14 protein-coding genes, 1 tRNA gene and 1 pseudogene are annotated in these 12,729 nt (G+C 66.7%); 9 read left to right on the plus strand and 7 right to left on the minus strand.

Features of this window, described 5'->3' with window-relative positions:
• Window positions 1-99 precede the first annotated feature (99 nt).
• Window positions 100-336: a helix-turn-helix transcriptional regulator gene (locus GTV32_RS14595; RefSeq protein ID WP_161060925.1), complete on the plus strand. Its 237-nt coding sequence runs from the start codon at window positions 100-102 to the stop codon at window positions 334-336.
• Between the two features lie 282 nt (window positions 337-618).
• A complete protein-coding gene (locus GTV32_RS14600; protein ID WP_161060926.1) occupies window positions 619-1,782 on the plus strand; it encodes a site-specific integrase in 1,164 nt (387 codons plus the stop codon).
• A gap of 41 nt (window positions 1,783-1,823) precedes the next feature.
• Here GTV32_RS14600 and GTV32_RS14605 read toward each other — a convergent pair.
• Window positions 1,824-1,908 (minus strand) — tRNA-Ser (locus GTV32_RS14605).
• Window positions 1,909-1,920: 12 nt separating this feature from the next.
• Window positions 1,921-2,379, minus strand: a complete 459-nt coding sequence (locus GTV32_RS14610) for a MarR family winged helix-turn-helix transcriptional regulator (protein ID WP_161060927.1) — start codon at window positions 2,377-2,379, stop codon at window positions 1,921-1,923.
• Window positions 2,380-2,432: 53 nt separating this feature from the next.
• Between GTV32_RS14610 and GTV32_RS14615 the strand changes: the two genes are divergently transcribed.
• A complete protein-coding gene (locus tag GTV32_RS14615) occupies window positions 2,433-3,398 on the plus strand; it encodes an NAD(P)H-quinone oxidoreductase (RefSeq protein WP_161060928.1) in 966 nt (321 codons plus the stop codon).
• 1 nt (window position 3,399) lies between these two features.
• Here the strand turns inward: GTV32_RS14615 and GTV32_RS14620 are convergent, their stop codons facing one another.
• Window positions 3,400-3,801, minus strand: a complete 402-nt coding sequence (locus GTV32_RS14620; RefSeq protein WP_343287339.1) for a MarR family transcriptional regulator — start codon at window positions 3,799-3,801, stop codon at window positions 3,400-3,402.
• A gap of 180 nt (window positions 3,802-3,981) precedes the next feature.
• Window positions 3,982-5,178 (minus strand): cysteine desulfurase-like protein, encoded by a 1,197-nt coding sequence (locus tag GTV32_RS14625; protein ID WP_161060929.1) that lies wholly within the window; start codon window positions 5,176-5,178, stop codon window positions 3,982-3,984.
• Between the two features lie 64 nt (window positions 5,179-5,242).
• Between GTV32_RS14625 and GTV32_RS14630 the strand changes: the two genes are divergently transcribed.
• From GTV32_RS14630 to GTV32_RS14645, 4 genes are read left to right on the plus strand one after another with little or no spacing between them, the layout of a single operon-like run.
• A complete protein-coding gene (locus GTV32_RS14630; RefSeq protein WP_161060930.1) occupies window positions 5,243-5,782 on the plus strand; it encodes a bacterial proteasome activator family protein in 540 nt (179 codons plus the stop codon).
• A 25-nt stretch (window positions 5,783-5,807) separates the two neighbouring features.
• Window positions 5,808-6,671, plus strand: coding sequence for an ABC transporter permease (locus tag GTV32_RS14635; protein ID WP_161060931.1), 864 nt, complete (start codon window positions 5,808-5,810; stop codon window positions 6,669-6,671).
• A gap of 12 nt (window positions 6,672-6,683) precedes the next feature.
• Window positions 6,684-7,493: an ABC transporter ATP-binding protein gene (locus tag GTV32_RS14640; RefSeq protein WP_161060932.1), complete on the plus strand. Its 810-nt coding sequence runs from the start codon at window positions 6,684-6,686 to the stop codon at window positions 7,491-7,493.
• A complete protein-coding gene (locus GTV32_RS14645) occupies window positions 7,490-8,404 on the plus strand; it encodes a glycosyltransferase family 2 protein (RefSeq protein WP_161060933.1) in 915 nt (304 codons plus the stop codon). Before GTV32_RS14640 ends, GTV32_RS14645 begins: the two co-directional genes overlap by 4 nt.
• 215 nt (window positions 8,405-8,619) lie before the next feature.
• Here GTV32_RS14645 and GTV32_RS14650 read toward each other — a convergent pair whose 3' ends face one another.
• Entirely contained in the window at window positions 8,620-9,048 is a 429-nt protein-coding gene (locus GTV32_RS14650) for a pyridoxamine 5'-phosphate oxidase family protein (protein WP_161060934.1), read from the minus strand.
• 119 nt (window positions 9,049-9,167) lie between these two features.
• On the opposite strand from GTV32_RS14650, the pseudogene GTV32_RS14655 reads away from it, so the two are divergent.
• Window positions 9,168-10,045, plus strand: a pseudogene (locus GTV32_RS14655) (LLM class flavin-dependent oxidoreductase).
• A gap of 31 nt (window positions 10,046-10,076) precedes the next feature.
• Here GTV32_RS14655 and GTV32_RS14660 read toward each other — a convergent pair.
• Together GTV32_RS14660 and GTV32_RS14665 are read right to left on the minus strand one after the other, a co-directional pair.
• Window positions 10,077-10,580: a GtrA family protein gene (locus GTV32_RS14660; protein WP_161060935.1), complete on the minus strand. Its 504-nt coding sequence runs from the start codon at window positions 10,578-10,580 to the stop codon at window positions 10,077-10,079.
• An 18-nt stretch (window positions 10,581-10,598) separates the two neighbouring features.
• Window positions 10,599-11,429, minus strand: coding sequence for an aldo/keto reductase (locus GTV32_RS14665; protein WP_161060936.1), 831 nt, complete (start codon window positions 11,427-11,429; stop codon window positions 10,599-10,601).
• A 67-nt stretch (window positions 11,430-11,496) separates the two neighbouring features.
• Between GTV32_RS14665 and GTV32_RS14670 the strand changes: the two genes are divergently transcribed.
• Window positions 11,497-12,714 (plus strand): prolyl oligopeptidase family serine peptidase, encoded by a 1,218-nt coding sequence (locus tag GTV32_RS14670; protein WP_161060937.1) that lies wholly within the window; start codon window positions 11,497-11,499, stop codon window positions 12,712-12,714.
• Window positions 12,715-12,729: the final 15 nt, after the last annotated feature.

Consider the following 12,729-nt stretch of genomic DNA (forward strand, 5'->3'; position numbering starts at 1 on the left):
AAGACCCTCCTGTTTCGGTTATGTATTGTTTCAATTCGATCATGTCCACATATACACGGTCGCTGGCTCTAGTACAAGATTGGCGCTACTGTTTCGATCATGGCGACGAGACGAGTGGAGATTGGCCCGGTTGGGCGCACGGTGGCGGCCAACGTCACGCGCTACCGCAAGCGTCAGGGATTCACGATGCGAGACCTAGCGGAGGATCTCGCGCAGCGCCGATGGCCGATCTCAGCTTCGGCGATCTCCCAGATTGAGAACGGCGCTCGACGCGTCGATGTCGATGACCTCTTCGCTCTCGCGATCGCACTCGACATCCCCCGAACCTATTGCTGATGCCCGAAGCAGGTACGTCAGAGTCTCAGGTAGACAGCGCATTCGGCATGACGTCGGCCGCGCACGTGTGGGCGTACCTCGAGCTCGATCCGCCACCCGGTGATCCCGTCGAACAGTGGTGGGTTGACCCCAGGAGAACACCGACCAGGCTGCTTGCTCAATGGCTCACATCCATCGCGGAGGACGCTGACGGCTCGGGCGCCCTCGCTGACGCTTTCGGCCGGTTTGTCGGAGACCTTCAGAAAATCGAATCTCGGGCCAGGAACGCAGAAGAGGCGCCCCGTGGCGACGATTGAGTCCTACTCGACGAGTTCAGGCAAGCGGTACCAAGTCCGTTACCGCACACCGGATCACAGGCAGACCAAGAAACGCGGCTTCACCACGAAGCGCGACGCGGAGGCCTTTGCGGCGACCGTCGAGGTAGAGAAGCTGCGCGGCGAATACGTCGCGCCGAAGCTGGGACAGGTCACCGTCGGCGAACTCGCGACCGACTGGCTGGAGCGGAAGCGGACAGACCTCAAGCCATCGACATACCGCACGACCGAGGTGTCGTGGAACCGGCACGTGAAACCCCGATGGAGCAAGGTGCGCATCGCCGACGTCGACCTCGACGCGGTCGAGCGGTGGATAGCCGACATGGGCCGCACAGTGACCGATGCGGACGGAGCAGTCTCGAAGAAGGGATCAGGGGCGACCGTCGTCATCCGGGCGTACGGCGTGCTGGCGGCGATCCTCGACTCGGCAGTCAAGGCCCGTCGGATCGCACGCAACCCGGCGCGGACCCCCGAGAACCTCCCACGGAAGCGACCGAAGCCGCGGACCTACCTCACTCACGAACAGGTCGACCAGCTCGCCGACGAGGCGAAGGGCCACCGGACGCTCGTGCTGCTCCTGGCCTACACCGGTCTCCGCTGGGGTGAGGCGATCGCGCTGCGTGTCGAGCACCTCGACCTATTGCGGAAGCGGATCAGCGTCGTCGAGAACGCCGTGCAGATTGACCAGCGCGTCATCGTCGGGACACCGAAGAGTCACGAGGCCCGTTCGGTGCCGGTGCCGGGGTTCCTCGTCGTCGAGCTCGCCCAGCTCTGCCAGGGCAAGGCCCGCGAGGATCTCGTGTTCGACAACGGGCGCGGTGGCTATCTCCGACGGCCGGTCTCGTGGTCGGGATGGTTCGCGGGTGCTGTCGACCGCTCGGGCGTCCCGAGGGTGACGATCCACGACCTCCGGCACACCGCGGCGAGTCTCGCGGTGTCGGCCGGCGTGAACATCAAGGCGCTACAGCGGATGCTCGGCCACGCCTCGGCGGCGATGACTCTCGACACCTACGCCGACCTGTTCGACGAGGATCTCGATGCCGTCGCGCTCGCGCTCGATGCGGCCCGATCGGCGTCGAGTGTGCCCAAAGTGTGCCCAGACGAGGTCCAGGGCGAACGCGGCCAGGCATGAAAATAACCCGCCACCTGCGGAGAAAGGTGACGGGCCATGTGCGGAAGCGGAGGGATTTGAACCCCCGGTGGTTTTACCCACGCTCGCTTTCAAGGCGAGTGCATTCGGCCGCTCTGCCACGCTTCCCTGCCGACGAGGTTACTGGAGTGGCCCGGTCAGGCTCGCATCGACCTTTCCGAAGACCGACTCGAGCGCACGCGCCTCTTCCTGGTCGATCAGATCGAAGAAGTGCCTGCGGATTCGTGCGGCGTGATCGGCGGAAGCGGCTGCGACCAGGTCGCGGCCTGCGTCGGTCAGTCGGACCAACCGACTGCGTCCGTCGGAGCCCTCGGCGAACTGTTCGACGTATCCCGATGCCACCAGTCGGCCGACCAACCGGCTGATGCCGCTGCGCGACACGATGCCTGCCTGTGCCAGCTCCGACATCCGATGCGGGCCCTGCCTGGCGATCGACACCATCGTCCGGTACTCCGCGTGGCTGATCCCGTGCTCCGCGCTCAGCCGCTCGTCGAGGTGATTGATCAGCAGCATCGACCCGACCAACACGGTCAGCCAGACGCGGTACTGCTCCTCGGACAACCCCTCCGGTACGGGCATGCCCTCCCCTGTCTCCCCGACCCGATCTCGCAGATTGTGACAGCATCGGCAATGTGCGCGCCATAGCCGGAACCGACGAGCTTTCCGTGATCACCTTGCCCGACCCGGAGCCCGCGCCGACCGAAGTCGTCATCGACGTCGTCGCGGCGGGTGTCAACCGGGCCGACCTGCTGCAGCGGGCGGGCAACTATCCGCCACCGCCTGGCGCGGTGGACACGCTCGGACTCGAGGTGTCGGGACGGATCTCGGCGGTGGGCAGCCACGTCTCGAACTGGTCGATCGGTGAGGAGGTGTGCGCCCTGCTGGCCGGTGGCGGCTACGCGGAGAAGGTGGCCGTCCCGGCCGTGCAGGTGTTACCGAAGCCGCTCGGGGTCGACCTCACGTCCGCTGCCGCCTTGCCGGAGGTCGCGTGCACCGTCGCATCGAATCTGTTCGACACCGCGCACCTGGCCAACGGGGAGATGCTGCTGGTGCACGGCGGGTCGAGTGGCATCGGCACCCACGCGACGCAGGTCGCCCACGCGCTCGGGATGCGGGTCGCGGTCACCGCCCGCACCGCCGACAAACTCGCCCGCTGCCAGGACCTCGGCGCCGACATCCTGATCAACTACTCGACCGACGACTTCGTCGAGGTGGTCCGTGACAGCGGTGGCGCCGACGTGATCCTCGACATCATGGGTGCGGCCTACCTCGAACGCAACGTCAAGGCGTTGCGGACGGGCGGCCGGCTCGTGATCATCGGCATGCAGGGCGGAATCAAGGGCGAGTTGCCGATCGGCACCCTGCTGTCCAAACGCGCCACGGTCCACGGCACCATGCTGCGCTCCCGACCGGTCGAGGGCATCGGTTCCAAGGCGGAGGTGGTCGCGACGACCCGCCGGATCACGTGGCCGCTGATCGACGACGGGACGGTACGTCCGATCATCGAGTCGACCTTCCCCCTTGCCGACGTGGAGGCCGCCCATGCGCACCTCGACAGCGGCGACGCGATCGGCAAGGTACTGCTCACGATGGAGTGACTCACTCCGGGTGGTCGGCCAATCCACTGCCGATCTTGCGGAACACCTCACCGAGTGTCTGGTACTCGTCGGCCGTCACCTTGTCGACCACCAGGCGCCGGATCAGGTTGTTCCGCACCGACACGTGCCTGTCCCGCGCCTGCAGTCCCCATTCGGTGATGCGCACGTAGCGATGGCGGGCGTCGGTGCCGCATTCGACCCTCTCGATCAACCCGTCGGCGATCAGCCGCGCAGTCTGTCGCGACACCGTGCTCACAGTCATATGGACGTCAGCGGCGAGCTCGCTGATCCCACGCGTGCGGGAGTCGCCGAGTGCCTCGAGCACACGCAGATCGGCCTGGGACATCCCCTCGGCCGACATCGCCGCGTTGATCTCGGCGAGCAGACCCCAGCCCCCCTTCACCACAGTTCGCCAGACATCCAGTTCCGTAGAACTCAGGTCCCGGTCAGACCCTCCCGAATCGCGGCGCATCAGTGCCCGCACGAAATCGCGACAACCTTCATTGTCGTAAACCTAATGGCCGCGATGCCGAATTGCGAGTCAGGTGACCCACTTCTCAGACAAGTGACCCACTTGCGTCGTTCAGCCGAGTGACCCCAACGCACGCGCGAGGTGATCCACCTCGTACGGCGTGGAATACGGACCGAGACCCACCGTGACCGCACCGCCGAAATCCCCCGCTCCCAGCCGGCTCAGCGCGCGGCTGGGTACGTCCGCGAGCGCGCAGATGCCGTTGTCGGCGAGGCGTCGGACCACCTTGTCGGCGCTGACACCGTCGAAGGTGAAACTCACCGCAGGGACACGATCCTCCACCGTGCCGACCAGGCTGACCTGGTTGAGATGCTGCAGGGTGGTGGTCAGATAGAACGTGAGACGCCGCAGATATTCGTTGACGCCGTCGAGGGCGGTGACAACCCTGCGCCTGCGTTTGCCGATGGCGTCGTCGTCGAGGGCGGCGAGATGCTCCACGGACGCCACGAGACCTGCCAGCAGCGCGCCCTGATGCGGTTCGGGCTCGAGCCGTGCCGGCCCGACGGCCCGCGGATCCATGGCCAGCGACCGCAGGCGATCCATGACAGCCGCGCTTCGGAAACCCATCGCGGCCACCCGCGGCCCACCCCATCGTTCAGCGGAGACGAGCAGGACGTCGGCGCCCAGCTCGGCGATGTCGAGTGGCAGGTAGGGCGCGGCGCTCGTCGCATCGACCACCAGCAAGGCGCCCGCCGCCCGTGCCCTGGTGGCGATCGCACCGACGTCGGTGATCGCACCGACGGTCGACGACGCGAGGGTCACCGCCACGACGGCAGTCCGCTCGTCGATCAGATCCCGGTATTGCCAGGTCGGCAGGGCGCCGGTCTCGACGTCCACCTCCGCCCACCGGGTACGGGCGCCATGCCGGTCGGCCACGCGTAGCCAGGGCACGATGTTGGGTTCGTCGTCCTGGCGGCTCAGCACCACGTTGCCGCCCAGCCACGACGACACCGGCATCGCCTCGGCGAGGCCGCTCACCAGTGCCGATCGCGAGGGTCCGAGGACCACGGCCGCGGAGTCGGCGGCCATCAGATCCGCGACGGCACGGCGTGCACCGTCGACCACCTCGGCGGATGCCCGCGCGGCCGGGTAAACGCCGCCGGGTGCCGCCCCGAGCTGCCGAAATCCTTTGGACACGGCAGACGCGACCGAGTCCGGTATCTGCAGGCCGGCCTGCGGGTCGAGATGGATCCAGCCGTCACCGAGCGAGGGAAACAATCCACGCACGTGTGCGACGTCGAAGGCCATAGCTCACACGATAGACATGGGGTATCACGACAACCGACACACGTCCTTCGGCACAATGGGTGTCATGACATCTGGACCGTTCGGAGGCAACGACCCACGCACCGGCGTTCCCGGCGAAGAACCGGAGAACGTGATCGTCGTGGGAGGCCAGTCCGGCGGCGACGCCGACGGCGACAGCAGCAGCGTCGCCGACATGGTGGAACAGCCGGCCAAGGTGATGCGGATCGGCACCATGATCAAGCAACTGCTCGAGGAGGTGCGGGCCGCTCCTCTCGACGAGGCGAGCCGCAACCGGCTCCGCGAGATCCACGAATCGTCGATCCGCGAACTCGAAGACGGTCTCGCGCCCGAGCTGCGCGAGGAGCTCGAGCGGCTGGCATTGCCGTTCACCGACGACGGGGCGCCGTCGGACGCGGAGCTGCGGATCGCCCAGGCGCAGCTGGTCGGGTGGCTGGAAGGGCTGTTCCACGGCATCCAGACCGCACTGTTCGCACAGCAGATGGCCGCCCGCGCGCAGCTCGAACAGATGCGGCAAGGAGCACTGCCGCCGGGCGTCATGACCGGCGGCGGACCGCACGGACCCAGCACGGGGCAATACCTCTGATGCCCCGCTTGTATGCTGAGTCCCCGTGTCATCGGTAGTCAACAGCGAGGTACCCCCAGCACCGGCGGTGTCCGATTCCCGCACGCTCCGCCGGGCGGTCAAGGATCTCCGTGACGGCCTGACCACCTCCGAGTTGTGGCTTCACCTCGGGTGGCAGGACATCAAGCAGCGCTATCGGCGGTCTGTGCTCGGTCCGCTGTGGATCACCATCGCCACCGGCGTGACCGCGGTCGCCATGGGACTGTTGTACGGCGAGCTCTTCGGTATGGACATCAAGGTCTTCCTGCCGTACGTGGCGCTCGGCTTCATCTTCTGGAACTTCATCCAGAGCTCGATCCTCGAGGGCGCCGAGGTGTTCTCCAAGAACGAGGGGCTGATCAAGCAGATCCCGGCACCGGTGAGCGTGCATGTCTATCGCGTGGTGTGGCGGCAGCTGATCATCTTCGCGCACAACATCGTGATCATCGTGGCGATCTTCCTGATCTTTCCGCCGCCTCTGCACTGGTCGGTGCTGCTGGTGATCCCCGCCATCATCTTGTTCGTGTTGAACGCGGTGTGGGTCTCCATCGTCTTCGGCATCCTCTCCACCCGGTTCCGCGACATCGGTCAGCTGCTCACCACCGTCGTGCAATTGGTGTTCTTCATGACCCCGATCATCTGGAGCACCCAGAGCCTCGGGAACACCGCGGCCGGCGAGAAGTCGTCGCGATTGAAGCTCGTCGAACTCAATCCGATGTTCCACTACCTCGAGATCTCCCGCGGCCCGCTCCTGGGCCAGTCGGTGGAGTTCTACCACTGGGCGATCGTGATCGGCTGCACTGTGGTCGGCTGGCTGATGGCCATGCTGGTGATGCGCAATTACCGAGCCCGCGTGGCGTACTGGGTTTAGGACGGGCGAGAAATGGCACCTGACGACAGAGTTCGCGTCGACACATGGGGAGCATGTGTCGACTTCCCGATCTTCGACGCGAAGACCCGATCCCTGAAGAAGTCGGTGATGGGGGCGGCAGGCGGCGTCATCGGCGCCACCGAATCGAATGTGGTGGTGGTCGAGGCGCTCAAGAACATCGACCTCCACCTGCAGCACGGAGACCGGGTGGGACTCGTCGGACACAACGGCGCAGGCAAGTCCACACTGTTGCGTCTGCTGTCGGGGATCTACGAGCCCACCCGCGGCTCGTGCCGGGTGAGCGGACGGGTCGCCCCGGTCTTCGACCTCGGCGTCGGCATGGACCCCGAGATCTCCGGCTACGAGAACATCATCATCCGCGGCATGTTCCTCGGCATGACCCGTAAGGCGATGCTGAGGAAGATCGACGACATCGCGGAGTTCACCGAACTCGGTGACTACTTGCAGATGCCGCTGCGCACGTACTCCACCGGCATGCGGGTGCGTGTGGCGCTGGGCGTGGTGACCAGCATCGACCCCGAGATCCTCATCCTCGACGAGGGCATCGGCGCGGTCGACGCGGACTTCATGAAGAAGGCCCGCACGCGGCTGCAGGCACTGGTCGAACGGTCCGGCATCCTCGTGTTCGCCAGCCACTCGAACGAGTTCCTCGCGCAGCTCTGCGACCGTGCACTCTGGGTCGACCACGGTCAGATCCGGATGGAGGGCGGCATCGAAGACGTCGTCGGCGCCTACGAGGGGCCGGCCGCCGCGGCCCACGTCCGTAAGGTCCTCGCCGAATTGGAGGCACCGGGCACATGACCGACCGCGTGATCGCAGTGGTGGTCACCCATCGCCGGGTCGAGCTCCTCGCCGGATCGTTGGCCGTGGTCGCCAACCAGGACCGGCCCGTCGATCATCTGATCGTGGTGGACAACGCCGACGAACCACAGGTGGCCGAACTCGTTGCCGAACAGCCCATCCCGACCACCTACCTCGGCTCACAGCGGAATCTCGGTGGCGCGGGCGGCTTTGCGCTCGGCATCCTGCATGCGCTGGCGATGGGCGCCGACTGGATCTGGTGCGCCGACGATGACGGCCGCCCCGACGGACCGGCGGTGTTGAGCACTCTCCTCGACTGCGCTGCCCGCCACGGACTCGAGGAGGTCTCGCCCGTCGTCGCCAACATCGACGATCCGGACGCCCTCGCCTTCCCGTTGCGTCGCGGACTCGTGTGGCGGCGCAAGCGATCCGAGCTGTTCGCCGATACCCCCGACAACCCCGCCCACGACGACGATCTGCTCCCGGGCATCGCGTCACTGTTCAATGGCGCACTCTTTTCTGCGCGCGCGATCGAAGAGGTCGGCGTACCCGACCTGCGTCTGTTCTTCCGAGGCGACGAGGTCGAGATCCACCGCCGCCTGCAGCGGTCGGGCCTCCCGTTCGGCACCTGTCTCACCGCCGGTTATCTGCATCCCGACGGCTCCGACGAGTTCCGCCCGATCCTCGGCGGTCGGATGCACACCCAGTATCCCGACAATCCGACGAAGCGCTTCTTCACCTACCGCAACCGCGGGTACCTGATGAGCCAACCCGGGATGCGTAAACTGTTGCCTCAGGAATACGCCCGGTTCGGCTGGTATTTCCTTGTCCAACAACGCGATCCGAAGGGTTTTGCGGAATGGCTGCGGCTGCGGCGCCTGGGTCGCAAGGAGCGGTTCGCGCGGCCGTAGGCCCTTCCAGACGCGCCGCTCGTACCTCGCGCCGCCCTCAGGGATCAATCCTCCCCGCGAGCGTGCGAACGCCACCCGGTCCCTGAGGAGCGAGCGTGCGAGCGTCACCCGGCCCCTGAGGGGCGAGCGTGCGGACGCCACCCGGTCCGAGCGTGCGGACGTCACCCGGCCCCTGAGGAGCGAGCTTGCGAGCGTCACGAAGGGTCGCCCCACTCTCAGAAGCTGAACCGGCGGACCGCCTCCGGGTGGATGACAAGACGTACTTGCGGCTCGGCGAGCAGCTCGTCGCGATCTCGCGCCCGGACCGGGTCATCGAGGTCCCAGTAGCGTTCGGCGAGCCGGGCGGCCAGGTCGTGTGCTCCATCGGGTTCCACGGTGACCCGGCCGGTCACCGACACCCACCGCTCCCGCTCCCCCACCGGCGCTGCGATGACGATCGACGCCCGCGGGTCGCCACGCAGATGGCGGATCTTGATGGACTCGGGCCCGGTGAACAGTGCGATCGTCCCGTCGTCGCCTGCCTCGAACCAGACCGGTCTGGGTTGCGGCGGGACCGGGCCTGCGGCCATGGACAGGAAGCCGTGCAGAGGCCGGCGCAGGAACTCCAGGTCGTCGGCGGTCAGCGAAGTGGTGTCGTTGCCCATGATCCGGCAACACGGACCATGTCCCGACAATTCCGGCACCGGTACCGTCGATCCCTTCCCCACCAAACTAGAACGTGTTCTACTCTTGGTGAAGACCGCCACACGTCCTGAGGAGCACGATGCGCTTCACCTTTGCCGAGGCAATGACCGACCCCACGTTCTACCCTCCGCTCGCCCAGGCGGCGGAGAAGGCAGGCTATGCGGGTTTCACCATCCCGGACTCGCTGGCCTATCCCGAGGAATCGGACGCCACATACCCCTACACCGAGGACGGCAACCGCGAGTTCCTCGAGGACAAGGCGTTCATCGAGACGTTCATCCAGGCGGCCGCACTCGGGCGGTCACCTCGACCATCCGGTTCACCCCGTTCGTCGTCAAACTCCCGGTCCGCCCACCCGCGCTGGTGGCCAAGCAGGCGAGTTCGGTCGCGTTCCTGACCGGCAACCGCTTCGCGATGGGCGTCGGCACCAGCCCGTGGCCCGAGGACTACGACTTCATGGGTGTGGACTTCAAACGCCGCGGCAAGCGGATGGACGAGTGCATGGACATCATCCGGGGCCTCACCACCGGTGAGTACTTCGAGTTCCATGGCGAGTTCTACGACATCCCCAAGATCAAGATGTCGCCGGCACCCACCGAGCCGATCCCGATGCTCGTCGGTGGCCACGCCGACCCGGCCCTGCGACGGGCGGTGGTACGCGGCGATGGATGGATGCACGGCGGCGGTGACGGCGAGGAGCTCGACGCGCTCATCGAGAAGATCAACGACATCCGCAAGGCCGAGGGAAAACTCAACGACCCCTTCGAGATCCACGTGATCTCGGTCGACGCCTACTCGGTCGACGGATGCAAGCGCCTCGAGGACAAGGGCGTGACCGACGTGATCGTCGGATTCCGGCTGCCCTACATCAAGGGGCCCGACACCGAGCCGCTGCAGAAGAAGATCGACCACCTGAACTGGTACGCGGACAACGTCATCGCCAAGGTGAACGGCTGACCCGCAGCACCGATGGGGGTACGTGGTCGCGTCAGCGGATCCTGAAGATGACCAGCCGCTGCACGACGAAGTTGATGACCGTCGCGGTGCCCTGCGCGATCACGTACGCCGCGAAGCTGTAGACGATCGTCTGCGGCCACAGGTGCGAGCACCAGGTGTACAGGCCCACGTTGACGAAGAACGTCACACCGTAGAGCGCCGCCACCGCGACGAACCGCAGCGCGCTCGGTTCCGCTTCGAAGGTCCACCGACGGTTCAGCAGATACGCGGTGGTGGTGCCGAGGATGAAGCCGAACGACTTGGCGATCCAGAACGGCGTCCCGACCACGTACTGGAGGAGCAGGGTCAGGCCGAAGTCGAGGACCCCGGACCCCGCACCGGTGATGGCGAACCGGATGATCTGCGTCTTGAGGTCGACATTCGTGGACGCCTCACCGTCGCTGAACGGCAATTCGACCGGAGTCGGCGCATGGCGGGTCGTGAAATCGTCGTGGCGCGGATGTTTGTCCTCCGCGCCGGACTCGGGTCGAGACACGCCTGCAACCCTAACCCCTCAGAACTCTTCCTCCACGTCGGAGTCGCGCGCGGCCTTCTCACCGCGGTCGAGTTCGGCCAAAGCGGACAAATCGTCGGGGTCGAACTCGAAGTCGAAGAGATCTGCGTTCTCGATCTGCCGGCCGGCATGTGACGACTTCGGCACCACGCTGATCCCCTGCTGGACGGCCCACCGAAGCGCGATCTGGGTCGGCGACTTCCCGTATTTGCGGGCCAGCCGTATCACCGCGGCCTCGCCGAGCATGCCCTCCTTCCGCCCGGTCGGGTGCCACGCCTGGGCGTGAATGCCGTTGTCCTCCATGAATTCGCGAAGTTCCGTCCGCGCCATCGCCGGCGAGCACTGGATCTGGTTGAGGGCAGGCCAGCGGCCGGTCTCGTCGTAGAGCGCCTGCAGCTGGTGTTGCTTGAAGTTCGAGACACCCGCGGTACGGATGAACCCCTCGTCGGCAAGGGTCAGCAGCGCCTTCCACGACTCGACCGTGCGGCCGAGACTCGGACAGGGCCAATGGATCAGGTAGATGTCGATGTGGTCGACAGCGAGGCGGCGCGCGCTGTCCTTCGCCGCGTTGATCGCCTCGTCGAAGCCGTGGTCTCCACCGCCGAGCTTGGTCTGCACCACCACGTCGTCGCGGGGGACCCCGGACTGCCGCAGACCCATCCCGACGCTGCGCTCATTGCTGTACCGGCTCGCCGTGTCGATCATGCGATAGCCGGACCGCAGGGCTCCCGCGACAGCCGAGACACTGGGTCGTCCCAACAGGCCCGACGTCCCGAGCCCGACCATCGGGATCACGTACCCGTTGTTCAGCTTCACCGACGGAATGTCCACTCACCAAGGATAGGCGTATCCGGGCATCTCGGTGAGCTGGTCGAAGACGTGATCTACGCTGCCGTTCATGAAGTCTCACTCGCTGCGCCGGGGCGCCGCCGCATCCATCGTCGCCCTCGCGGTCGCCGGCGCCGCCTGGTCGGTGTCGCCGTCGGCCGTAGCCGCCCCGGAACCGGGCACCGCCGCCCCACAGTGGTCCGGAATGGATGTCCGCGACTACCCCGGTCCGGTACCCGCAAAGGCCGGCACCCTGATCTCGCAGGTCCCCCTCGACGCCGGACTCGGCGTGCCCGGCGCGGCCAGGTCATACCGGATTCACTACGCGACGCCCGATCAGCACGGTCGTCCGGCGTCGAGCACCGGCGCCGTCTTCGTTCCCGGCGGGACACCGCCGCCGGGCGGTTGGCCGATGATCGCCTGGGCGCACGGCACCACCGGACTCGGCGACGATTGCACCCCGTCCGCACAGCCCCGCAGCGCGCGCGACTCCGCCTACCTCGGGCACTGGCTACGGGAGGGGTACGCCGTGGTGGCCACCGACTACGTCGGCCTCGGCACCCCAGGTCTGATGAGCTACCTCAACGGGGAGTCCGAGGCGCACTCGATCGTGGACTCGGTGAAGGCGGCGCGACAGATGGGCCTTCCCCTCGCGTCGCGATGGGCCATCGTCGGCCAGTCACAGGGCGCGGGTGCCGCACTCGGCGGAGCACGTCGGGCGACCGAGCTGTCCGCGGGCAGCGGCCTCGACTACCGGGGCGTGGTGGCCACCGGAACACCGGCGAACCTCGAGTTGATCCTCGGTCTCGGCGGGCCCACGTTCCCGCCCGTGACCCTGCCGGGAGCGCTCAACACCTATGCCGCCTACATCTTGGCCGGGTTCGCCGACGCGCGCCCGGATCTCGACCCGATGTCGATCATGACCCCGACCGGCCGCCGGCTTCTCGATGCCGCACGGACACTGTGCTATCCGGAGATGACCGCGCTCATGAAGGGGCGCGATCTGCGGACCATGTTCCGCAAGCCGATCTCGTCGCTCCCGGGCGGCCAGGCGGCGTTGACCGAGTACATGGGCACCCCCTACTCCGGCTACGACCGCCCGATCTTCCTCGGCCAGGGACTGCTCGACACCGATGTGCCTGCGCCGTCGGCGCTCTCGCTGTACGCCCAGATGCGTGCCAACAACCAGCCGGTCGAGTTGCACGTCTACCCGAACAAAGACCATTCGGGCACAGTGATCGCGTCGATGGCCGACTCGACGCCGTTCCTGGCACGCATCATGCGGTGATCTGCCAGGCTGGAC

Source organism: Gordonia sp. SID5947, assembly GCF_009862785.1.
Taxonomy (GTDB): domain Bacteria; phylum Actinomycetota; class Actinomycetes; order Mycobacteriales; family Mycobacteriaceae; genus Gordonia.